General features: G+C 68.1%; 18 protein-coding genes. 8 read left to right on the top strand and 10 right to left on the bottom strand.

Annotated features, from left to right (window positions below):
- Nucleotides 1-61: 61 nt before the first annotated feature.
- From BZF57_RS01030 to BZF57_RS01065, 8 genes are all read right to left on the bottom strand, one after another.
- The gene (locus tag BZF57_RS01030) at nt 62-397 is read right to left on the bottom strand and encodes a hypothetical protein (protein ID WP_086733691.1); all 336 of its coding nucleotides are present in this window, start codon (nt 395-397) and stop codon (nt 62-64) included.
- Nucleotides 394-1596: a molybdopterin-dependent oxidoreductase gene (locus tag BZF57_RS01035; RefSeq protein ID WP_240505806.1), complete on the bottom strand. Its 1203-nt coding sequence runs from the start codon at nt 1594-1596 to the stop codon at nt 394-396. The genes BZF57_RS01030 and BZF57_RS01035 overlap by 4 nt, the downstream gene beginning before the upstream one ends.
- The gene (ribB, locus tag BZF57_RS01040; protein ID WP_086733693.1) at nt 1593-2204 is read right to left on the bottom strand and encodes a 3,4-dihydroxy-2-butanone-4-phosphate synthase; all 612 of its coding nucleotides are present in this window, start codon (nt 2202-2204) and stop codon (nt 1593-1595) included. The genes BZF57_RS01035 and ribB overlap by 4 nt, the downstream gene beginning before the upstream one ends.
- Nucleotides 2204-2776 carry an NADPH-dependent FMN reductase gene (locus BZF57_RS01045; protein ID WP_086733695.1) on the bottom strand — a complete coding sequence of 191 codons (573 nt, stop codon included), beginning with the start codon at nt 2774-2776 and terminating at the stop codon, nt 2204-2206. The genes ribB and BZF57_RS01045 overlap by 1 nt, the downstream gene beginning before the upstream one ends.
- Nucleotides 2773-4263, bottom strand: coding sequence for a glycerol-3-phosphate dehydrogenase (locus BZF57_RS01050; RefSeq protein WP_086734571.1), 1491 nt, complete (start codon nt 4261-4263; stop codon nt 2773-2775). The genes BZF57_RS01045 and BZF57_RS01050 overlap by 4 nt, the downstream gene beginning before the upstream one ends.
- A complete protein-coding gene (locus tag BZF57_RS01055) occupies nt 4260-5357 on the bottom strand; it encodes a YeiH family protein (protein ID WP_086733697.1) in 1098 nt (365 codons plus the stop codon). The genes BZF57_RS01050 and BZF57_RS01055 overlap by 4 nt, the downstream gene beginning before the upstream one ends.
- A gap of 99 nt (nt 5358-5456) precedes the next feature.
- A complete protein-coding gene (locus BZF57_RS01060; RefSeq protein WP_086733699.1) occupies nt 5457-6722 on the bottom strand; it encodes an MFS transporter in 1266 nt (421 codons plus the stop codon).
- Between the two features lie 106 nt (nt 6723-6828).
- On the bottom strand, nt 6829-9144 hold the full coding sequence (locus BZF57_RS01065) for a TonB-dependent receptor (protein WP_086733701.1): 2316 nt from the start codon (nt 9142-9144) through the stop codon (nt 6829-6831).
- Nucleotides 9145-9310: 166 nt separating this feature from the next.
- Between BZF57_RS01065 and BZF57_RS01070 the strand changes: the two genes are divergently transcribed.
- The 8 genes from BZF57_RS01070 to BZF57_RS01105 all read left to right on the top strand — a co-directional run bounded on the left by BZF57_RS01070 (nt 9311) and on the right by BZF57_RS01105 (nt 18609).
- Nucleotides 9311-11293, top strand: coding sequence for an alpha-glucosidase (locus tag BZF57_RS01070; RefSeq protein ID WP_086733703.1), 1983 nt, complete (start codon nt 9311-9313; stop codon nt 11291-11293).
- A complete protein-coding gene (locus BZF57_RS01075) occupies nt 11290-12294 on the top strand; it encodes a LacI family DNA-binding transcriptional regulator (protein ID WP_086733705.1) in 1005 nt (334 codons plus the stop codon). Before BZF57_RS01070 ends, BZF57_RS01075 begins: the two co-directional genes overlap by 4 nt.
- A gap of 2 nt (nt 12295-12296) precedes the next feature.
- Nucleotides 12297-13211, top strand: a complete 915-nt coding sequence (locus BZF57_RS01080; protein WP_086733707.1) for an aldo/keto reductase — start codon at nt 12297-12299, stop codon at nt 13209-13211.
- Nucleotides 13212-13335: 124 nt separating this feature from the next.
- On the top strand, nt 13336-14427 hold the full coding sequence (locus BZF57_RS01085) for an LLM class flavin-dependent oxidoreductase (RefSeq protein WP_086733709.1): 1092 nt from the start codon (nt 13336-13338) through the stop codon (nt 14425-14427).
- A gap of 449 nt (nt 14428-14876) precedes the next feature.
- Nucleotides 14877-16073 (top strand): acyl-CoA dehydrogenase family protein, encoded by a 1197-nt coding sequence (locus tag BZF57_RS01090; protein WP_086733711.1) that lies wholly within the window; start codon nt 14877-14879, stop codon nt 16071-16073.
- 24 nt (nt 16074-16097) lie between these two features.
- Complete coding sequence (locus BZF57_RS01095) at nt 16098-17228, top strand: acyl-CoA dehydrogenase family protein (protein WP_086733713.1); 1131 nt, start codon at nt 16098-16100, stop codon at nt 17226-17228.
- Between the two features lie 209 nt (nt 17229-17437).
- On the top strand, nt 17438-17962 hold the full coding sequence (locus BZF57_RS01100) for a sigma-70 family RNA polymerase sigma factor (RefSeq protein ID WP_086733715.1): 525 nt from the start codon (nt 17438-17440) through the stop codon (nt 17960-17962).
- A gap of 2 nt (nt 17963-17964) precedes the next feature.
- A complete protein-coding gene (locus tag BZF57_RS01105) occupies nt 17965-18609 on the top strand; it encodes an NrsF family protein (protein ID WP_086733717.1) in 645 nt (214 codons plus the stop codon).
- A gap of 3 nt (nt 18610-18612) precedes the next feature.
- Here BZF57_RS01105 and BZF57_RS01110 read toward each other — a convergent pair whose 3' ends face one another.
- Together BZF57_RS01110 and BZF57_RS01115 are read right to left on the bottom strand one after the other, a co-directional pair.
- Nucleotides 18613-19701, bottom strand: a complete 1089-nt coding sequence (locus tag BZF57_RS01110; protein WP_086733719.1) for a PepSY-associated TM helix domain-containing protein — start codon at nt 19699-19701, stop codon at nt 18613-18615.
- Nucleotides 19701-21821, bottom strand: coding sequence for a TonB-dependent receptor (locus BZF57_RS01115; protein WP_086733721.1), 2121 nt, complete (start codon nt 21819-21821; stop codon nt 19701-19703). Before BZF57_RS01115 ends, BZF57_RS01110 begins: the two co-directional genes overlap by 1 nt.
- Nucleotides 21822-21907 lie beyond the last annotated feature (86 nt).

The following is a 21907-nucleotide window of genomic DNA, read 5'->3' on the forward strand; positions in this document are numbered from 1 at the left end:
CCGGGCACTCGCGCGGCGTTAGACCCCTGCCAGACCCCGCCAGACCCCTGCCAGACCCCCGCTACTGCGGGGTTTCACGTGAAACATCGCTCTGGATGGCGACCATGTAGTCGACCACCTGCCTGGCCGCCTCGTCATCGACGGGGGCTTTGTAGAGCTTCCTCATCTTGCCCACGATCGACTCCCACTTCTCGCGGCTGACCCTGGGCTGCTGGAGCATGGTCGAGGGTGAGTGGCAGGCGGTGCAATTGGCCTCCACCACCGCGCGGTAGGGGCCTGCGGGCAGCTCGTTGGGATCATCCGGCAGGACGATGGCCGCATCGGCGAAACTCGCCGTCGGCGCCCCGTCACAGGCGGCGAGAGCGAGGACGAGGGGAAGGACGAGAAGCGCTCTCATCGGGCCACCAGAGTGATGCGTTCGATCACGTTGCGGGCATAGCCCGAGGGGTTCCATACCAGCGCATCGGGTTGGGTCAAGCCGTTGATATTGGTCGCTTTGGTGCCAATAGCCGCAAGGTCGCCCGACACCTCCGGCAACGTCACCGACCAGCGGCGGAAGGCGAAAGGCCCGTGCTCGTCGGGGCCGAGCTCGCATTCGGCGCTCCACCCCTCGCCCACCAGTTCGACCTTGGCGAGCGCCGCATCCCCGCCGAACGCCATGCCCTCGAGCGTCAGCGGTTTGCCCTTCGCCACCGTCTCGCCATCGGCATGGCTGGTGATGAAGCTGCGCGGCGGCATGGCGGTGATGGGGACGGTCGGGAAGTCCTTGCTCTCCGGCGTCACCGGCACCGTCGGCCAGCGGTAAGTCTCTGCGACGTAATGGCTTTCGTCCTCGCCGGTGAGCACCTCGATGGTCGAGAGCATCTTCACCCAATAGGTCGAGAACCACCCCGGCACCACGATCCGCAGCGGGAAGCCGTGGAGGATCGGCAACGGCTCGTCGTTCATCGCCCATGCGACCAGCACATCGCCGCGCATCGCGACATCCATCGGGATCGACTTGATGAACTGCGGCGCGCCATCGGTCAGCGGCACGTCGAGCCCGGCGAAGCGCACGCGTGTGGCGCCCTCGGCGATCCCCGCCTTGGCGAGCACATCCTTCAGCCGCACCCCGGTCCACTTCGCGCAGCCCATCGCGCCGTTGCCCCACTGGGTGCCGGTGACGCGAGGCTCCGAGAGGCCGCGGCCATTGCCCGCGCACTGGTTGACCGCAACGATTTCAACGGTTTCGCCCGCCGCCGCGATGTCGTCGAGCGTCAGGGAGACGGCCTTCTTCACCGCGCCGCCCACGGCCACGCGGTGCTCGGCGGCCTTGACCTCGGTCGGGAAGGGCCAGTTCCAGCGCACGAACATCCGGTCGTTGGGGGTGATCGTGCCCTTGGCGAACGCCTCCATCGGGGCTTCGAGCAAGGGCGGGCGGATGCGCTGGACGATCATGTCGCGCTTGCCGGGGAAGTCGGGGGTGGTGGGCCTGAGGCTCGGCCCGCCCGGCAGGCCGAGGTCGATCATCCCGCCCAGCTTCGCCAGCGCCGGAGCCGCCAGCGCCGCGGTTCCGGCTCCGGCAATCAGCGCGCGGCGGGTCAGTGTGCTGCTCAAGCTTTCGCTCCCTCGAGGCGTTCGATCAGCGCTCCGATGTCGGCTACGGCGAGGTCGTGAGTTTCCACAAGATCGCCGATATCGTCAAGCCGTGCCATCTCGCCGTCGTCGCGCATGATCGAGCAGATCACCGCCGCATCGCCGGCGCCCGCGAGCCGCGCGAGGTCGATCGAGGCCTCGCAGGCCGAGGGCCGCTCGAGCACGCCGCCCGCGCGGGCGATCAGCGGGAAGACGTGGCCGGGGGAGTGGATGTGCGCCGAGGTCGCCCCCTCGGCAATCGCCACCTGCACCGTATGCGCGCGGTCGGCGGCGGAGATGCCGGTCGAGACCCCCTCGGCCGCCTCGATCGAGCGGGCGAAGGGCCGCCCGGTCTGGCGCGCGGTGCCGGGGTTGACGAGGCTGAGGCCGAGCTGCTCGGCCCGCTCGGGCGTCACCGACAGGCAGATGAGGCCGCGGCCATGCGTGGCCATGAAGTTGATCGCCTCGGGCGTGACGTGCTTTGCCGCGACCATGAGGTCGATGTCACCCCCGCGCAGCCGGTCGCCCGCAATGACGATGATCCGCCCTGCGGCAATCGCCTCGAGCGCCGCATCGAACCCGCCCGCCATCACGCAAGATCCCGTCCGGCCGCGAAGCTCTTCGCGCCGAGCACCACCTGCTTGCCGACCAGCTCCAGCTGCCCTCGCGCACGCTCGTCGAGGCATTCGCCGTCGGGGGAGAACATGCCCTGATAGGTGCGGATCGTCGCGCCCATCGGGGTCGGCCAGCCGCGCAGGGCATGGGTGATCGCGCGCATGGTGAGCAGGGTCGACATCGAGGCCTGATCGCCGAACGCCGTGGCGATGAGGCCCACAGCGCGGCCATCGAGATAGGGGCGCTCGTCACGCGCGAGGTCTTCGAGATAGTCGAGCGCGTTCTTGATCACGCCCGAGATCGTGCCGTGATAGCCGGGGGCGGCCACGAGAAGGCCATCGGCGGCGCGCACCGCTTCCACCAGTTCCGCGCCCATCGCCGTGGTGTAGCCGGGGCCGCGATAATGGGGGAGGGCCGCGCAATATTCGCCGCCGAACACCGTCACCTCGGCCCCCTCGCCCGCCGCGATATTGGCGGCAAGGCGCAGCGCCTGCTCGGTGGAGGAGCCGGGGTTCACCGTGCCGCCGAGGGCTACGATACGGGTCATGCGGGGGAAATCCTTTCAGCAAGATAGGCGGCGAGGCGCGCGGTCTGTTCGGGGGTGAAGTGCAGGCCGAGCTTGGTGCGGCGCCACAGGATGTCGTCGGGCTCGCGCGCCCATTCGTGCTCGACGAGGTAGTCGACCTCGGCGGCGGTGAGGCCGTGCCCGAATTCCTCGCCGAGGTCGGCAAGGCTCGCCGCATCGCCGAGGATGGCAAGCGCGCGGGTGCCGTAGAGGCGGATCAGGCGGTGGCCGAGTCCCTGCGGCAGGAAGGGGTAGCGCTGGGCAAGCTCCGCCACCTTGGCGGGCGCTTCGTTCACGCCGAAATCGCCGCCGGGGAGCGCCGCGCCGCCCGTCCAGTCGCCGCCCTTCAATGCCGGGAGGAAAGGCTGGAGCTGCTCGACCGCCTCGGCGGCGAGGTGCCGGTAGGTGGTGATCTTGCCGCCGAACACCGAGAGCAGGGCAGGCGCGCCGTCCGCCCCACCATCGATCTCGAAGCGGTAGCCGCGCGTCGCCGCCTCGGGCCGGCCCGAGCCGTCATCGACCAGCGGACGCACGCCGGAATATGTCCAGACCACGTCGGCGGGGGTGACGGGTGTGCGGAAATATTCCGAGGCGCCCTCGCACAGATAGGCAATCTCTTCGGGCGAGGCCTTCACCTCGGCGAGGCTGCCGTGGTGGTCGACATCGGTGGTGCCGATCAGGGTGAAGTCCTGCTCGTAAGGGATGGCGAAGAATATCCGCCCGTCGGGCAGCTGGAAGAAATAGGCGTAGTCGTGGTCGAAAAGCTTCCTCACCACGATATGCGACCCGCGCACGAGGCGCATTTTCTGCGTGGTCGGCTCGCCCGCGCGGCCGAGGAGGTCGAGCACGCGGGGGCCGGCAGCGTTGACCACGGCACGGGCGTGGAACACCTCGTTGCCCGCCTCGATCCGCCAGACGTCCCCCTCGCGGGCGAGCGACGTGACCTCGCAACGGGTGCGCACCTCGGCGCCGCGGTTCGCCGCGTCGCGGGCATTGAGGACGACGAGGCGCGCATCGTCCACCCAGCCATCCGAATAGGCGAAGGCGCGGGTGTATTCGCTCTTGAGAGGCGCGCCTGCCGGGTGCCGCGTCAGATCGATCCCCTCGGCAGCGGGCAGGCGTTTGCGGCCCCCGATATGGTCATAGAGGAACAGGCCCAGCCGCAGCAGCCAGCGCGGGCGCAGGCCCGGGCGGTGGGGGAGGATGAAGCGCAGCGGCCAGATGATGTGCGGCGCGATGCCCCACAGCACCTCGCGCTCGGACAGGGCCTCGCGCACCAGGGCGAACTCGTAATGCTCGAGATACCTGAGGCCGCCGTGGATCAGCTTGGTCGAGCTGGACGAGGTGCCCTCGGCCAGATCGCCGCGCTCGAGCAGCAGCACCTTTGCCCCGCGCCCCGCCGCGTCACGCGCGATCCCTGCGCCGTTGACGCCGCCGCCGATCACCGCAAGGTCGAACGTCTCGCTCACCGGATCACCCACTCCGCAAAGCCCAGCGCCACCACCAGCGAGGCGATGGTCGCCGCGAGCACCGGCATGACCGACCGCCAGCCGAGGCCGAGCAGCAGGTCGGTGCGGGTGCGCATCGCGGTCGCGGTAACCGCGAGCAGCAGCAATGTCTTCGACAAAGTCAGCGCGGCAGGCGCGACCGGCGCGGGCAGGGTGACGAGCGAATTGGCCACCACCAGCGCGAGGAAGGCGAGGATGAAGCCCGGCAGCACCGGCACCTTGGAGCGGCCCGCGCCCGAGGCGAGCGGCTGGACACGCGCGATCCACAAGGCGGCAAGTGTCACCAGCGGGGCGAGCAACGCGACGCGGGTGAGCTTCACCACGGTCGCCTGCGCGCCGGCTGCGTCGGACACGGCAAAGCCTGCGCCGATTGCCTGCGCGACGTCATGGATCGAGGCGCCGACGAGGAAGCCCGCCTGCGCGTCGGAAAAGCCGAGCATCTGCGTCAGCGGCGGGTAGGCGATCAGCGCGATGGCGCTGGCGGCGGCGAGGATCACCAGCGTCAGGGTGAACTGCGCCTGGTCGATCCGCTCGCGCCCGATCACGCCGTAGAGCGCGAGTGCCGCCGAGGCTCCGCAGATCGCGGTCGCGCCGCCGCCGAGGAGGCCGATGGCGGGGCTCTGGCCGGTCGCCCGGGCAGCGGCGAGCGCTGCGAAGAGCGCCGAGGCCATCACCAGCGCAAGGCCGAGGAAGGGCACCAGCCCCATCGCCACGACCTGCATCACCGTCACCTGAAAGCCGAGCAGCACGATGCCTGCGCGCAACCCGTGGCGCGAGACCGCGTCGAGCCCGTCATGGGTGCGCGGATCGCCCGAGGCGAAATTGAGCGAGAGGCCCAGCAGCAGGCCCGCAAGGATGATCGGCACGCCGTAATTCTGGCTGAGCCACGCCGCCGCCGCACCCGCGATGGCCGAGATCGCAAGGCCCGGGATGAAGCGCGACAGCGGCTTCTTCTCGGCCTTGGCGGCAGCGACCGCGGCAGTGTCGGCGAGCATGATCTCGCCGAACAGATCGCCGGCGAAAGCCTCGAAATCCGGGCTCGATCCCCGCTTCATCCCTGCGCCGTCCTGTCCCTGTGTCCGCCCGTATGTCTCACGGTGTCACAAGCCTACCGCGCGGGGGTCGCGATTGCAACCTCGTGGGCGGCCGAAAGCTCAGTCGAAGACCTCGCTGTCGGGCACCGGGCGGCGTATTTCGGGGAGCAGCAGGTGGAACCACGCCAGCGCCACGAGGTAGGAGGCGGCGGCGAAGACGAACAGCGGCACGAAACCGAAGCCCGCATCGAGCACGCGGCCGGTGACGAGGCTGATCGCCACCCCGCCCATATTGCCCATGAAGGCGCCGAAGGCGGTGACGCGGCCCACTTTCGCCTCGGGCACGACATCGGTGATGGTCGAGAACAGCGAGAGCGAGAAGCCCTGATGCCCGGCCATGACGACGCCCATCATCACCGCCACCGGCCAGAAGGTATTGAGACTGAGCACCAGCGGCAGCGGCAAAACGATCAGCGCGCAGACCAGCATCACCCCCTTGCGCACGCGGTTGGGGCTCCACCCGGCCTCGAGCAGCTTGGTCGAGGCCCAGCCCGCCAGCAGCGCGCCGAGGCCCGATCCGGCAAAGGCGATGGCGAGCGGCACGGCGAGCTCGAGCGTCGAGAGGCCGAATTCCTTGCGGTAATAATCGGCGAGCCAGAAGTTGATGAACCACCAGGTCATGTCCGACAGTGCCTTGGCAACGACGATGGCCCAGGTCTGGCGGTTGGCGAGGATCGGGCCGTAAGCCTCCCCGCCTGCAACCTGCGCCGCGCTCTCCTCCCCGCCGCGCGCATTGAGGCCGGCGATCCCGCGCGCGAGCCACATCCAAGCAATCAGCGACACGAAGCCGCCGATTCCGCCCGCGACCAGCGCGCCGCGCCAGCCCACGGCATCGGCGAGCGGCGGGATCACGAAGGGCATCCCGATCGTCCCCGCGCCTGCCAACAGGGTAGCGAAGCCGAAGGCGAAGCTGCGCTTGTCGGCGGGGAACAGGGTCGCCACGGTCTTGATGGTGAGCGGAGTCTGCACCGCCTCGGTGACGCCGAGGCCCACGCGCGCGGCGACCACCTGCCACGTGCTGAACGCCCAGCCGTGCGCCATCGCGGCAAGGCTCCACGCGCTCGCGCCGACCTGCATCGAGCGGTTCACCCCCAGCCGGTCGACCAGCCAGCCGGTGACGAGGAAGGCGAAGGCGGCAGAGAACTGCGTGACCGCGGCGAGATCGCCGAAGTTTTTGTCGCTCCAGCCGAAGTCCGCCATCATGTCGGGCTTGAGGATCGCGATGATCGGGCGGTCCATCGCGTTGAACACCCCCGCCACGCACAGCACGGTGAACAGCGCCCAGCGCAGGCGCGGGGCGATGGGGGAAGAGTGGTCAGAGGCCATCAACGGTTCCTAGGGCTCGAAGGCGAGGGCAGGCAAGCAGGCGCGAGACGAAAAGGGCCGCCGGATCGCTCCGACGGCCCCTTTCGCGTTCACGCTGTCACGCCGATCAGCGGGTGCGCACGCGCAGCGACACGCCGAAGTAGCGATCCGAATCGCGCGGGATCTGCAGGCGGCGGCCGTTCTCGATATTGAGCAGCACGTAGCTCTCGTCCGCGATGTTGCGGGCGTGGAAGGTCACGCGATACTTGTCGTCCACATCCGAGAGGCCGATCGAGGCGTTCCAGATGCCGTAGGGATCGATCCGGGTGGTCGGCGACTGGCCGAGGTCCGAATACTGCGTGCTGGTGTGGCGGTAGTCGGTGTTGAGGTACATCGTCACCGCGCCCAGTTCCTTGGTGTAGTCCCCGCCGATGGTGTAGACGAACTTCGGCGCGAGCGGCAGGACGGTGCCGTTGCGCGCGTCGGGCGCGTTGGTGGTCGGGTTCGGGTTGAACCGCTTGACCCGCGCGTCGGCATAGGCGGCGCTGGCGCGCAGGTTCAGACCGTCGATCGGGTTGACCACGAGGTCGGCTTCGAAGCCTTCGCTCTTCACCGTGCCGGCGTTGGTCAGGTTCGAGATCGTCGCGTTGTTCACCACGATGAAGTTGTTCGCCTGGAACCCGTCATACTGGACGGTGAAGGCGGCAACGTTCAGCTGCACGCGGTTGTCGAGGAACTGCGTCTTCGCACCGATTTCGAAGCTGTCGGACAGCTCTTCCGAGATCGGCACCGCGTTGTTGGGCGCGGTGTGGTTGAAGAAGACGTTGAACGCCGGACCCTTGTAGCCGCGGGTGTACGAGCCGTAGAGCATGATGTCTTCGGTCGGCTTGAACTGGATCGCCGCGCGGCCCGAGAGGTTGTTGTTGGTGGTCTCGCCGCGGCTGGTGTTGGTGCCGTTGCCGCCGTTGGCGATGAGGCCGCCGGCCGGGTTGAGGTTGGTGCCCGGACCCGCCGCCGGCAGGCCGGTCACCGCGTTCACCGCCGGCGCGCGGGTGTGGGTGAAGTTGAGATCATCCCAGGTGTAGCGCAGGCCGCCGGTCAGCGAGAGCTGCTCGGTGATCTGGTAGGTCGCCTGACCGAACAGCGCGTAGTTCTGCGAACGCACGTCGCTGCGCGAGGTGGCGAAGGGGAACAGCGTGTTGACGCGGTCGGCCGTGTTGCACGGGATCGCCCCGCCCGGCAGCGCCGCGAGGGTCGAGGTGGTGCAGGTGATCCCGCGACGGGTGAAGTCCTGCGAGTTGTCCGACTGCCACGCGAAGGCGCCGATCTGGTAGAAGAACGGCTTGGTCTGGTCCGAGGCGAGGCGGATTTCGGCCGAGACCTGTTCGGTCTTCACCGTGCCGAAATCGTGCAGCTGGCCCGCGGTCGTGATCGCGCGCGGCAGGAAGTCGCCGTCGCGGTTCTCGGTGTTTTCCCAGTTGCGGTAGCCGAGCACCACGCTGAGCGTGTGGGTGTCGGTCACTTCGAAATCGCCGGTCGCGGTCAGGCTCCACTGCTGGTCCTGGGTGCGGGTGACGAGGTCGTTGTTGATGAAGCGCTGTTCCTCGCCGATGGCGACGCCGTTGGGCAGGCCGAGCAGCGCGTCCTGCGCCGCGCCGCGGCTGGCGCCGGTCACGTCGACGCAGCAATCGTCGTCGGCCTTGTAGTAATCGGCGATCAGGCGGACGGTGTTGCCGCCGTCGTCATAGTCCATGATGCCGCGCAGGCCCCAGCGCTCGTAGCCGTTCACCTGCTCGCGCTTGCCGCCGAAGATGTTGGTGATGTTGCCGTCGAAGCTGCCATAGAAGCCGGTCAGGCGGGCGCTGAGGTTCTCGCCGATGGGGCCCGAGAGCGCGGCGCGCAGGCGGTATTCGTCACCCTCGAACCAGTCGGCGTTGAATTCGGCCTCGAGCGTGTCGGTGCCGCCCTTCGAGACGATGTTGACGAGACCGGCCGAGGCGTTGCGGCCGAACAGCGTGCCCTGCGGCCCGCGCAGCACTTCAAGGCGCTGGAGATCGACGAGGTCCATGAAGGCCTGGCCCGAACGGCTCAGCACCACGCCGTCGACAACGGTGGACACAGAAGGTTCTGCGGCGACCGAGAAGGAGATGGTGCCCACGCCGCGCATCACGATCGCGCTGTTGGCGCTCGTGGTGCCCTTGCGGAAGGTCACCGAGGGGACGACGGTCGAGATGTTCTCGAGGCTGATGACGCCGGCCTGCTGCAGGCGGTCGCCCGAAACCGCGGCGATCGCGATCGGCACGTCCTGGACGTTTTCCTCGACCTTCTGGGCGGTTACGATGATTTCCTCGACCTGCGCCATGGCCGGAGCGGCGGCGCTGAAGGCAAGGGCGCTGGCGGACAGGGCAAGCGCCTTGAGCGCGATACGGTTGGTGACCGACATTGTGTATTCTCCCCTCTGGACGTGATCGGCTCTGTGCGGGCGGGTGATTGAGATGTCCGCCCGTGCGGTCGATCTTTGGCCAGTCGGGTTGCGCTTTTGGCCGGGCTATGTCAAGCGGTGTCAGAACGGACGAAGGGACAGTCCGGCACGGATATACGGGACGGGAATGGTCAAACTGACGCCATGCGAGGGGGGTGTGGGCTTGCTGCTGGCAGGCCGCACGCTCCTGCGTCATGCGCCGGAATCCCCTGCGATTTCCGTGGCTTCGGGCAATCCGCAAGTGACGATGGTGCGCGGCAATTTCCGCCTCGCCGACGATGCTGTGGCAGCAGCGCCACTATCGCGGGCAGAAGTGGAGGCCGATGGCCGCGTCACCCTCTCCAGCCCCGATTCCATCGCCAAGGTGGCGGTGGAGCTGCAAGGCGCGCGCCTGACGCTTGCCGCGCTTTCGGGGCATGACCGCATCACCATCGACCTCGCGCTCGAACCCGGCGATGTGCTGTGGGGCGGGGGCGAGCAAATGAGCTACCTCGTCCTCAATGGCCGCAACTTCCCGATCTGGACCAGCGAGCCAGGCGTCGGGCGCGAACCCGGCACGCACCTCACCGATCAGGCCAGCGCCGACGGCAGCTTTGCAGGCGGCGATTACTGGACGACCAATTATCCCGAGCCGACCGTGCTGTGCTCCGCGGGCTGGGCGCTGAGCCTCGCCAATGCCGAATATGTCGAGCTGGACGCGCGCACCGAGGGCGTCCTGCGCATCCACGTGTGGTCTGGCGAGGTGATCATCGACCTGTTCGAAGGCGCCCCCGCCAGCCTCGTGCGCCAGCTGGGCGAACGCTTCGGCCCGCGCCAAGCCCTCCCCGATTGGGCGCTGGGCGGCGCGGTCGTCGGTCTCAAGCAGGGTGAGGCGAGTTTCGAACGGCTCGAAAAGCTGGTCGATGCGGGCGCCGCCGTCTCCGGCCTGTGGTGCGAGGACTGGGTCGGCATCCGCGAGACCAGCTTCGGCCGCCGCCTGTTCTGGGACTGGCAGTGGAACGCGGATCGCTACCCCGATCTGCCCGCGCGGATCGCCGCCCTCAAGGCCCGCGGCATCCGCTTCCTCGGCTATGTGAACCCCTATCTCGCGGTCGATGGCCCGCTGTTCCCCGAAGCCGCCGCCAAGGGCTATTTCGCGCGCGAACTGGAGAGCGATGCGCCCTACCTCGTCGATTTCGGCGAGTTCCATGCGGGCGTGGTCGATTTCACCAACCCCGAGGCTGCCGCGTGGTTCGCCGAGGAAGTGATCGGCAAGCGGATGCTCGATTTCGGACTCGATGGCTGGATGGCGGATTTCGGCGAATATCTCCCCACTGACCTGCGCCTCTTCGATGGCGACCCGATGCAGGAGCACAACCGCTGGCCCGTCCGCTGGGCCGAGATCAACGCCCGCGCGGTTGCCTCAAGGGGCCGCACGGGCGACGTGCTGTGGTTCATGCGTGCAGGCCATACCGGCGTGCAGGCCCATTGCCCCCTGCTGTGGGCGGGCGACCAGTCGGTCGATTTCAGCCGCCATGACGGCATCGGCACGGTCATCACCGCCGCGCTGTCATCGGGCCTTGTCGGCAATGCCTTCAGCCATTCGGACGTCGGCGGCTATACCAGCCTGTTCGGCAATGTCCGGACCGAGGAGCTGATCCTCAGGTGGTACGAGCTCGGCGCCTTCAGCCCCGTCTTCCGCACCCACGAGGGCAACCGCCCCGACGACAATCTCCAGATCGACAGCACCCCGGCGCTGATCGAGGGCTTCGTGCGCTGGAGCCGCGTCCACGAGAGCCTCGCGCCCTATGTCCGCCACCTCGTCGCCGAAGCGCAGGCCGAGGGCCTCCCCGCACAGCGCGCCTTGTTCCTGCACTTTCCGGAAGATACCGCTACCTTCGCGGTACAGGACCAGTATCTCTACGGCGCGGAGCTGCTGGTGGCGCCGGTGATCGAAGCGGGGGCGGTGATGCGCAAAGTCTATCTGCCGGCGGGCGACTGGCGGCACATCTGGAGCGGGCAGGCTTACGCCCCCGGCTGGCACGATGTGGCCGCGCCCATTGGTGCGCCGCCGGTGTTCTACCGCCCGGATGGTGCCTTCGCCGACCTGTTCCGGAGCCTTGCCGCATGAGCCGCGCCAATATCCGCGATGTGGCGGCCCGCGCGGGCGTGGCGGTGAAGACTGTCAGCCGCGTTCTCAACGGCCACCCCTATGTCAGCGCTGAACTGAAAGCGCGGGTCGAGACGGCGATGGCCGAGCTCGACTACCGCCCTTCGGTCGCCGCGCGCATCCTTTCGGGTGCGAAGTCGAACCAGGTCGCGCTGATCTACGACAATCACAGCCCCTACTACATGTTCCAGATCCAGAAGGGCTGCTGGGAGGTGTGTCAGGAAAACGGCATCCGCCTGCTCGCCCAGCCGGTGGACGTCGCCGACCCGCGGGTGGGCGATCAGGTGCGCGGCCTCGTCAGCGAGACCCATGTGGATGGCATTATCCTGTCCTCCCCCGTCACCGATTGCGATCCGGTGCTGCGCGCGCTGGAGAAGATGGACGTGCCCTTCGTGCGCATCTCGCCGGGGACGAACCATGCGCTGACGTCCTCGGTGTTCATGGACGATGCGCAGGCGGCGGACGATCTGACCACGCACCTCATCAACGCCGGGCACCGCCGGATCGGCTTCATCAAGGGCCACACCAACCACATGGCCTCGGACGACCGCCTGTTCGGCTACCGCCGCGCGCTCGACCGCGTCGGCATCCCGTTCGAGCCGCAGCTGGTGCAGGATGGCGAGTTCGATTTCGACAGCGGCGTGCGCGGCGCCCGCGTGCTGCTCGACCAGCCGGATCGCCCGACCGCGATCTTCGCCTCCAACGACGACATGGCCGCAGGCGTCCTCGCCGTGGCGCATGACCGCGGGATCCGCGTGCCCGACGAGCTTTCGGTCGCGGGCTTCGACGATACCACGCTGGCGCGCACGGTCTGGCCGCCGCTCACCACCATCCGCCAGCCGATGGCCGACCTAGCCCGTACGGCGACGCAGATTCTGATTGCGGGCGGGGACATCACCCACAAGCGCCTGCCCCACGAACTTGTCGAGCGCGCCTCGGTCGCGCCCCCACAGAGGAAATGACCATGAGTGAACTGCCCCTGCCGCCCGCCACACGCCGCCTTGGCGCGAGCGATATCGAGGTTTCGCCCATCGCCTGGGGGATGTGGCGTCTCGCCGAGAACGGGCGCACGGCGGCCGATGCGGCAAAGCTGGTGCACGCGGCGCTCGATAGCGGGATCACCTTCCTCGACACCGCCGACATCTATGGCTTCGACGGGAAGGGCGGGTTCGGCGATGCGGAAGTGCTGCTGGGCGAGGTGCTGGCGGCCGAACCCGGCCTTCGCGACCAGATGGTGCTCGCGACCAAGGGCGGCATCCTCCCGCCGCTCCCCTATGACCAGAGCCCGGCCTACCTGACCAAGGCGATCGACGATTCGCTGCGCCGCCTGAAGGTGGACAGCGTCGACCTGTGGCAGATCCACCGCCCCGATATCCTCGCCCACCCGCAGGAAGTGGCGCGCGTGCTCGATGATGCGGTGGCGAGCGGCAAGATCAGGACCCTCGGCGTGTCGAACTTCACGCAAGCGCAGATCGCGGCGCTCCAGCACTTCCTCGGCAACAAGCTGGTCACGACCCAGCCCGAGATCAGCCCCTTGCGGATCACCTGCTTCGAGAATGGCGAATTGGATCAGGCGATGATGCTGGGCCTCACCCCGCTGGCATGGTCGCCGCTCGGCGGCGGGCGTCTGGCCGCGCCGGAAACGCCGTGCGACAAGGCGGTGGCGGCCGCGCTGGATGCGGTGGCGGACGCGCAGGGCGTGTCGCGAACGGTTGCCGCCTACAGCTGGCTGATGGCGCACCCGGCCGGGATCGTGCCCATCATCGGCTCGCAAAACCCCGCCCGCATCGCGGAAGGCGCCGAGGCCCTCAAGGTCCGCTGGACGCGCACCGAATGGTACGCCGTGCTGGTCGCCGCGCGGGGCGTGCCTTTGCCTTAAGCACCCACCCCGTTCGGGCTGAGCTTGTCGAAGCCCCGTCCTTCCTGGATCGCACGGGGAAGAAAAAGAAATACGGCCCTTCGACAAGCTCAGGGCGAACGGAAACTGGGATGGGAACGAAGCCATGACTGACCAGCAACAATGCGAAATCGCGTGGTTCTCCGCGCTGTGTGACGATGATTACGAGTTCCTCGGCGTCCCCGATCCCTATCTGCAATCGAGCTGGGAGCATTGTCGCAACATCGTCACCCGCGCCGAAGAAGGCGGTTTCGACAACATCCTGCTGCCTTCGGGCTATCAGTTGGGGGTCGATACCACGATCTTCGCCGCCGCCGTGGCGACGCAGGTCAAGCGCATCAAGCTGCTGTGGGCGACCCGCATGGGCGAGGACTGGCCGCCGCAGCTCGCGCGCCGGATCGCCACGCTTGACCGCATCCTCGGCCCGAATGCGAGCGGCACGGGCGGGCGGCTCAACGTCAACATCATCTCGTCGGACATGCCGGGCGAAAAGATCGAGAGCGGCCCGCGCTACCGCCGCGGCACGGAGATCATGAAGATCGTCCGCACGCTCCTGAACGGCGAGCATCTCGATTTCGACGGCGAGTTCTACAAGCTGAAGCTCGATCCGCCGCGCATCACGACGCTCAGCGGCAAGTGCCCGCCGTTCTACTTCGGCGGCCTCAGCCACGAAGCGCGCGAGTGCGCGGCCGAGGCGGCGGATGTCTACCTGATGTGGCCCGACACGATGGACAAGGTGCGCGAGAACATCGCCGACCTCAAGGCGCGCGCCGCCAGTTACGGGCGCACCCTCAAATTCGGCTACCGCGTCCACGTGATCGTGCGCGAGACCGAGGACGAGGCGCGCCAATATGCCGACCGCCTGCTCTCCAAGCTCGATGACGAGGCGGGGCGCGCGATCCGCGAGAAGAGCCTCGATGCCAAGAACTACGGCGTCCAGCGCCAGCAGGAGCTGCGCGGCGCGGCGGATGGCGACGGCTTCGTCGAGGAGAACCTGTGGACCGGCATCGGCCGTGCGCGCTCGGGCTGCGGGGCGGCGATCGTCGGCACTCCCGACCAGGTGCTCGCCAAGCTGCGCGCCTATCAGGCCGAGGGGATCGAGGCCTTCATCCTCTCGGGCTATCCGCACATGCAGGAAGCCGACCTGTTTGCGCGCCATGTCCTGCCGCACATCCAGCACGGTCCGCTGGAGATTTAAGGACACGCTCCGGGCGTGATTGAAAAGAAAGGTCTCGGCCCGCCAGCGGACGGGCCGCGAGCGCACGCGCGCGAGCCGCAGGCGATCCGGCGCGAAGCGACGGAGACTCGCCGAGGACGTGCCCGCGGAGGCGGGCACGCGCACAAGAAAGCGGGGCCCCGGATCAAGTCCGGGGAGACGAAAACTCCAACACCCCGCCACCCCGCCAAACACAGCCCGCGCTCATCACCCTCTCGCCCGAGTCTCGCACCCCTCCAGACCGGTCCAGACCCCCTCCAGACCCCCGCTAGACCCCCTTCAGGCCCCCCTCGGAAGGTGTTTCACGTGAAACCTTCCCCTACGGCTCGCCCGCCTCTGCGAAACGGCCTGTCAAAACCCTCTTTTCCGCGTCCGCAGGGCGTGACAAAGCGTATGGCAAAGACACAAACCATAGGCGGAGAGACCACCCCATGAACCTCGAATTCACCCCCGAAGAGCAGGCCTTCCGCGAGGAAGTCCGCAGCTTCATCGCCGAGAACTATCCCAAGCACCTCGCCGATTTCGGCATGCGCGAGGACATGGCGCGCGAGGACTTCGTCGCGTGGCACAAGATCCTCGGCCAAAAGGGCTGGTCGGTTCCGGCGTGGCCCGTCGAATATGGCGGCACCGGCTGGACCCCGACCCAGCGCTACATCTGGTCGGAAGAGAACGCCCGCGTGAACGCGCTCATGCCGCTGCCCTTCGGTGTCTCGATGGTCGGCCCGGTGATCTACACCTTCGGTTCGGAAGAGCAGAAGGCCAAGCACCTTCCCGGCATCCGCAGCGGCGAAGTGTGGTGGTGCCAGGGCTATTCGGAGCCGGGCGCAGGTTCGGACCTTGCCAGCCTCAAGACCACTGCCGTGCGTGACGGCGATCACTACGTCATCAACGGCCAGAAGACCTGGACGACGCTCGCCCAGCACGCCGACTGGGGCTTCTTCCTGTGCCGCACCGATCCGACCGCCAAGCAGCAGGAAGGCATCAGCTTCATCCTCGTCGACATGAAGACGCCGGGCGTGGAAGTGAAGCCGATCAAGCTTCTGGACGGCGGTTACGAGGTCAACGAGACCTGGCTGACCGACGTGCGTGTGCCGGTCGAGAACCTCGTCGGCGTCGAGAACAAGGGCTGGACTTACGCCAAGTTCCTGCTCGCCCACGAACGTTCGGGCATTGCCGGCGTCGCCCGTTCGAAGCGCGGCGTCGAGAAGCTGCGCGAGATCGCGACACATGAAACCCTCGACGGGCAGCCGCTGATCAAGGATTTCGATTTCGCCAAGAAGGTGAGCCAGCTCGAGATCGATCTCGCCGCGCTCGAGATCACCGAACTGCGCACGCTCGCGGGCGAGCAGGCGGGCAAGGGGCCGGGGCCGGAAAGCTCGATCCTCAAGATCAAGGGCACCGAAATCCAGCAGCGCCTGACCGAGCTGACGCTGGAAGCGGTCGGTACCTATTCCGCGCCGTACATGGGCGGGGTGTCGAACGACAACGGCTCGAACGAGCATCCGGTCGGCCCCGACTACGCAGCCCACGCGGCGGCGACCTATTTCAACATGCGCAAGACCAGCATCTATGGCGGATCGAACGAGATCCAGCGCAACATCATCACCAAGATGATCCTCGGTCTGTAAGCACCGAAGGACGGGAGAGAATTCGTGGATTTCAACTTCACCGAAGAACAGGACATGGTGCGCGACGGGCTGTCGCGCCTCGTTCGTGAACAGTACGACTGGGAAACCCGCCGCAAGGCGATCGCCACTGCCGAAGGCTGGCGGCCGGAAGTGTGGAGCCAGCTCGCCGAGCTCGGCATCCTCGGCATGCCCTTCTCCGAAGCCGACGGCGGCTTCGGCGGCGGCGCGGTCGATGCGATGGTCATCATGACCGAGTTCGGCAAGGGCCTGGTGGTCGAGCCTTTCGTCCCCACCGTGGTCTGCGCGGGCGGCTTCCTCAAGCACGGCGGCACCGCGGCGCAGAAGGAAGAGCATATCGGCGCGATTGTCTCGGGCAGCGCGGTGTTCGCCTTTGCCTATGCCGAGCCCAAGGGCCGCTATGACTACGCCGATCTCGAAACCACCGCGAAGAAGGACGGTTCGGGCTATGTACTGAACGGCCACAAGGCGGTCGTGATCGGCGCGCCCTGGGCGAGCCACCTCGTCGTCACCGCCCGCACCGGCGGCGAGCGGCGGGATCGCTCGGGCGTCTCGGTCTTCGTGCTCGCCAAGGACACGCCCGGCGTCACCACCCGCGACTATGTGACCGTCGATGGCCGCCGCGCTTCGGAAGTCTATTTCGAGAATGTCGCGGTCGGCGCCGAGGCGCTGATCGGGGCCGAGGGTGAGGGCCTTGCGCTGATCGAGCTCGTCACCGACGAAGCCATCGCCGCGCTGTGCGCCGAGGCCTGCGGAGCGATGAAGGTCGCCCATGCGATGACCGTGGAGTATTCGCGCCAGCGCAAGCAGTTCGGCGTGCCGATCGGCTCCTTCCAGGTGCTCCAGCACCGCATGGTCGACATGTACACGGCTTACGAAACCGCGGTGTCGCTGACTTACCTCGCCACCCTGCGTCTCGGCTCGGACGAGCGCACCCGCAAGCTCGCGGTCTCGGCCGCGAAGGTCGGCGTTGGCCAGTCGGCGCGGCTGATCGGGCAGGAAGCGGTGCAGATCCACGGCGGCAACGGCGTGACCGACGAATATGCCATCGGCCACTACTTCAAGCGCCTGACGATCTTCGACAGCGAGTTCGGGAACGTCGACCACCACCTGAAGCGCCACGTCGCGCTCAGCTGAGCGCGTCGCCGGTGACGAAAGAAGCCCCGCGCTCGCTGCCGGCGAGTGCGGGGCTTCTTCGTATCGGGCAGGCTTTCGCGAAAGACGCGAAATCCTGTCCTACGCCATGTAACCTTCGGCCGCTGTCCCGCGAAGAAAGCCCAACACAGGCAGCGGACCGGCGAAAGGGGGCGCGGCATGATCAGTGACAGCACATCCGCGAGGCCGCGATGAGAGCCGACGAGGCGACCCTCGCGCGGCTGATGCGCATGTCGCAGGGCGGCGACAAGCAGGCCTATGCGACCCTTCTCGAGGCCTGCCAGCGCTGGCTCAGAAACTATTACAGCGGCCGCATCGCGCCGTCCGCGCTCGACGATCTGGTGCAGGAAACGCTCATAGCGCTTCATACAAAACGCGCCTCGTGGGATGCGACGCGGCCCTTCCTGCCGTGGCTGGCGGCGATCGCGCGCTACCGCTGGGTCGACCACCTGCGCCGCCTCTACCGCGCCGCCGAGCACGAGCTTAACGAGGAGCTGGTGGGGGCGGATGACGAGCCTGCGGTGGCGGCGCGCATCAGCCTCGACCGGCTGCTCGGCCTCCTGCCCCCCGCGCAGGAACGGGCCATCGCGCTGGTCAAGATCGAGGGGCTGAGCATCGCGGAAGCCTCTGAAATGACGGGGCAAAGCGAGAGCCTCGTCAAAGTGAACATCCACCGCGGCCTCAAGAAGCTGGCCGCCATGATCGAGAAAGAATGACCATGCCGCGCAATTCCGATGCCCTGATCGCGGAACTGGTGGGCGAGCTCGAACCGGTAAAGCCCCTGCGCTTCGGCGAGGGCGTGGCGCTGGCGCTGCTCGGAGCGGCCCTTTCGGCGGGCGCGGTGGTGGGCCTGTTCGGCCTGCGCGCCGAATGGCTGGCGGGGCATCTCGACCCGATGCAGCTGGTCTCGACGGGGCTGTTCCTCGGCCTCGCCCTCGCCGCGACAGTGACGGTGGTGGTGATGAGCCGGCCTCACGTGGGCAGCGATCACTCCGGGTGGCGCTGGGCGGCGGCGATGGCGGGGCTGCTGCCGGTCGCGGGCGCGATCGTGGCGGTGGTGCGCGGCGCATCCTCGGTCTCGCCCGAGGTGATGCGTCACGGGGCCGAATGCGCCGCGGGCGGGAGCCTCGCCTCGCTGCTGGTCTTCACCGCGCTGGTGCTGTGTCTGCGCCGCGGCGCGCCGACCTCGCCCGAGCGGGCGGGGCTGGTGACGGGGGTTGCGTCGGGGGCCTTCGGGATCTTCGCCTCATCGCTTCACTGCGCGGAGAACGACATCGTCCACATCGGCATCTGGCACAGCGCGGCGGTGGTGGTGATGGCGCTGGTAGGCCGCGCGCTCGTCCCCCGCCTGATCCGCTGGTAGGCCTCAGCCTGCGGCGCGCCCGCGGGGGATCGCGGGTGCGCCACGGCGGGGCAGGCTTCGGCTGCGCCAGAAGGTCACCACGGCAAGGCTTCCGAGCAGGGCGAGGCCGAGGCCCGCGAGCGTCATCACGATCCTGAGCGGCAGCGCCATCGCGCTCCCCTCCATCCGCGCCGCATGGAGCGGATAGAGCGCATGGTTCGCCCGCACGGCTAGCGGCGCTTCAGTGGCATCGCGTGCCATCAGCACCGTCCCGTCGCCCGCGAGCGAGAGCGTGGTGCGCCCGTTGGGGTGCCACTCGGCCGGGCGCCGCATCCGGATCGTCACCGCCTCGCCGGGGGTCTTGGGCCAGACGATCATGCGAAGCTCGCCATCGGGAAAGCGCGTGCGGGCCGCAGCGAGGATCGCGGGCCAATCGGGCTTGCGCGTCGTGGCGGGGGCAGGCGGTTTGGCCTGCCACGCGGCGACCTCCCCGGCGCTCGAAAGCGGGGCGAGCACCGCCTGACCGAGCGGCTTCAGCACCATCAGCGCGCCGGTGATCGCGGCCAGCAGGATCGGCAGCGCCAGCACCACGCCGATATCGCGGTGGTGGAGGATCACCGCGGGCCGGGTGAAACGCGGCGGCAGAGCGCGCAGGCGGAAGGTGCGGCGCGTCGGCCACCACAGGATGATGCCGGTGACGCAGAAGACGATCGCGGCCAGCCCCAGCCAGCCTGCCACCACCTCGCCCGTGCCGCCCATCAGCAGATGGTGGTGGAGATCGAACAGGAAGGTCTCGGGCCGCTCCCACGTGCTCTGCCAGCGGGCGAGCAGCGTGCCGTCATGCGCGAGATAGGCGCCGCCGCCGCCGCGTCCGAACCCTGCCTGCGCCACGCCGAACTCGGCCGAGGGGAGAGTGACATGGGTCGCGCCCAGCGCCTCGGCTTTGGCGATGATCGCCTCCACCTCGACCGCCGAGGGCGCGCGTTCCGCGAGCGGCACGCCCGCCCACCACGGCTTCCACAAGAGCGCCGCGCCCGTCAGCCCGAGCACCGCCAGACCCAGCCCCACCAGCCCGCCGAGCCAGCGGTGGACGATCCGCAAGCCTTCGCGCATCAGAACTGCCCCAGCCAGCCGATGGTGATCGTCCGCCCGCGCCCGGCGAAATAGCGCAGGTTGTCGGCCGGGCGCTGGGTGTCGGAATTGTAGTCGATATACTGCCGGTCGAGCAGGTTCTGCGCCGCGAGGGTGAAGCTGCCGAGATCGGTCGCAAGCGTCACCGAGCCATCGAGCAGGGTGTAACCCGCAAAGTCGTTATCGGGCACGCGCTTGAGCCCGTCGAACACCTTGGCGAAATGGGTGCGCGATTGCAGGCGCAGATTGACCGGCCCCGCGGTATAATCGGCGGAAAGGTTCAGGCGGTCCGGGCCGATATTCGCCCCGTCGAGGTCGGAATCGACCAGCCCGTCGTTGTTGGTATCGACCTGCCCGTTGAGGTGCGCATAGCCGACGCCGAGCTTCAGCCCGGGAACCGGGGTTTGCGTGGTGAGATTGAGCTCGATCCCCTCGATCTCGATGCGCTGGCGCTGCACCTCGAACACGTCGCCGACCAGCACGAGGAGCTGGCCCCTGTCGCTGTCCGACCAGAAATAGGTCGCACTGGCATCAATCGGCCCGCGCTTCACCTCGACGCCCACCTCGCGGTTGTCGGCGACGACCGGCGCGATATCGAGGTCATTGTCGAGATCGACGCCATTGGTGCGGATCGCGCGGGTGATGCGGCCGACGTCGGGCACGGTGTAGCCCTGCGCATAGCTGGCATAGGCGCGGATGCCGGGTGAGGGCTCGATCACGATGCCGCCATTGGGCAGCACGCGGTCAAAGCTGGGCGAGCCGCCGCCCACCTGCCGCGGGCCGTAGAACCAGAGCGTCTGGTAATCGGGGATCGAAATCTCGACATTCTCCCAGCGCACCCCGCCCGCGAGGCGAACCTTCCCGTCCCACAGCGCGAGGTTGCCTTGCGCGAAGGGAGCGATGCTGCGGTAGTCGGTCGGCGGCACCCAGGCGCGCCCGGTCTGGGCGAGCACCTGCACGGTGTGGTCGTTCAGGAGATCGGTGCCGAGCACCAGATTGAGCGGGCCGAACTCGCGTTCCCAGCTGGCGTTGATACCCCACTTGCGGCTGATGTTCTGCGTCTGGTCGAACAGCGTGCCGACCGGGGCGATCGCCGGGTCCTGGAAATCGGCGAAGGTGCCGCCGCCATAGATGTCCGCGGTGCGGTTCCAGAAGCCGCGCACCCGCAGCGCGCCGCCCGCCAGTTCATCGGCGGTGAGGGTGAGCGAGAGGCTCTCAGCAAGGTTCTCGGGCGCGTCACCCGGCACCACGCCCTTTGCGCCGGTCGAGGGCAGGCCGGTCAGGCGGTTGCCGTTGACCGCGACGAGATCGCCGTCGCCCACGAGGTGGAAGCGCTGGCCCATCGCCTCGATCCGCACCGTCTCGCCAAGGTCGATGCCGGCTTTGGCGAAGAAGGAGAGGCTGTCTGAATCCATCAGGTCACCCTGCGTGCCGTCGGGCGCGATGCGGCGCTCGCGTCCGTCGCGGAACACGCCGCGGCGTTCATAGGCCGCGCCCACCACCGCATCGAAATTGCCCGAACGGTTGGCGACCAGCGCGCCGATCTTGCCGCCGAAGCCATCGGCCCGGAAGCCGTTCTCGGCGGTGCCCTGGAGGATCGCGCGCGCGCTCCATCCGTCGGTGGCGGGGGCGGAGACGGTCACCTGATTGATCACCCCGCCCGTGCCGCCGATGCCCTGCAAGGCGTTGGAGCCGAGGATCAGCTCCACCCGGTCGATGAAGAAGGGGTCGATGGTGAAGCCGTCGCGCGAACCGTCACGCAAGGGGGCGGTCTGGGGGATGCCGTCGATCGCGAAGAGGGGCGAGCGGCCGCGCAGGGTCTCGCCTTGCCCTGTCAGCTTCTGGCGGGCGGGGGAGAAGGAGGGGATCAGCGCCGCGACCGAATCCACCACCGAGCCCGAGATCAGCAGCTGCCGCTCCAGCGCCGCGCGGTCGATCACCTCGGCGGTGAGGGGGAGGGCGGTGATGGGGAGCGCGGTGCGCGCGGCGGTGACGATGATGGTGTCGATTTCGCTCTCTTCGGGGGCGGGCGCGGTCTCTTCGGCCTGGGCGGCAGCGGCGAGGGGAAGGAGTGCGGCGGAGAGGAGGAGAGAGAATCGCATTGATGAACCGTTCCTGATAATCATTCGCAGGAACGCCTTTAAGAACGATTCTCAATAAGGCAAGCCGGTTTCTGCGGCTTTTGCGA

This window comes from Erythrobacter colymbi, from assembly GCF_002155685.1.
In the GTDB taxonomy this organism is placed as follows: Bacteria; Pseudomonadota; Alphaproteobacteria; order Sphingomonadales; family Sphingomonadaceae; genus Erythrobacter; species Erythrobacter colymbi.

Excerpts from the sequence above, each read along its gene's own strand:
- BZF57_RS01030 (WP_086733691.1), bottom strand. The coding sequence starts at position 397 with ATGAGAGCGCTTCTCGTCCTTCCCCTCGTCCTCGCTCTCGCCGCCTGT.
- ribB (WP_086733693.1), bottom strand. The coding sequence starts at position 2,204 with ATGGCGGGCGGGTTCGATGCGGCGCTCGAGGCGATTGCCGCAGGGCGG.
- BZF57_RS01045 (WP_086733695.1), bottom strand. The coding sequence starts at position 2,776 with ATGACCCGTATCGTAGCCCTCGGCGGCACGGTGAACCCCGGCTCCTCC.
- BZF57_RS01055 (WP_086733697.1), bottom strand. The coding sequence starts at position 5,357 with ATGAAGCGGGGATCGAGCCCGGATTTCGAGGCTTTCGCCGGCGATCTG.
- BZF57_RS01060 (WP_086733699.1), bottom strand. The coding sequence starts at position 6,722 with ATGGCCTCTGACCACTCTTCCCCCATCGCCCCGCGCCTGCGCTGGGCG.
- BZF57_RS01065 (WP_086733701.1), bottom strand. The coding sequence starts at position 9,144 with ATGTCGGTCACCAACCGTATCGCGCTCAAGGCGCTTGCCCTGTCCGCC.
- BZF57_RS01070 (WP_086733703.1), top strand. The coding sequence starts at position 9,311 with ATGGTCAAACTGACGCCATGCGAGGGGGGTGTGGGCTTGCTGCTGGCA.
- BZF57_RS01075 (WP_086733705.1), top strand. The coding sequence starts at position 11,290 with ATGAGCCGCGCCAATATCCGCGATGTGGCGGCCCGCGCGGGCGTGGCG.
- BZF57_RS01080 (WP_086733707.1), top strand. The coding sequence starts at position 12,297 with ATGAGTGAACTGCCCCTGCCGCCCGCCACACGCCGCCTTGGCGCGAGC.
- BZF57_RS01085 (WP_086733709.1), top strand. The coding sequence starts at position 13,336 with ATGACTGACCAGCAACAATGCGAAATCGCGTGGTTCTCCGCGCTGTGT.
- BZF57_RS01090 (WP_086733711.1), top strand. The coding sequence starts at position 14,877 with ATGAACCTCGAATTCACCCCCGAAGAGCAGGCCTTCCGCGAGGAAGTC.
- BZF57_RS01100 (WP_086733715.1), top strand. The coding sequence starts at position 17,438 with ATGAGAGCCGACGAGGCGACCCTCGCGCGGCTGATGCGCATGTCGCAG.
- BZF57_RS01105 (WP_086733717.1), top strand. The coding sequence starts at position 17,965 with ATGCCGCGCAATTCCGATGCCCTGATCGCGGAACTGGTGGGCGAGCTC.
- BZF57_RS01110 (WP_086733719.1), bottom strand. The coding sequence starts at position 19,701 with ATGCGCGAAGGCTTGCGGATCGTCCACCGCTGGCTCGGCGGGCTGGTG.
- BZF57_RS01115 (WP_086733721.1), bottom strand. The coding sequence starts at position 21,821 with ATGCGATTCTCTCTCCTCCTCTCCGCCGCACTCCTTCCCCTCGCCGCT.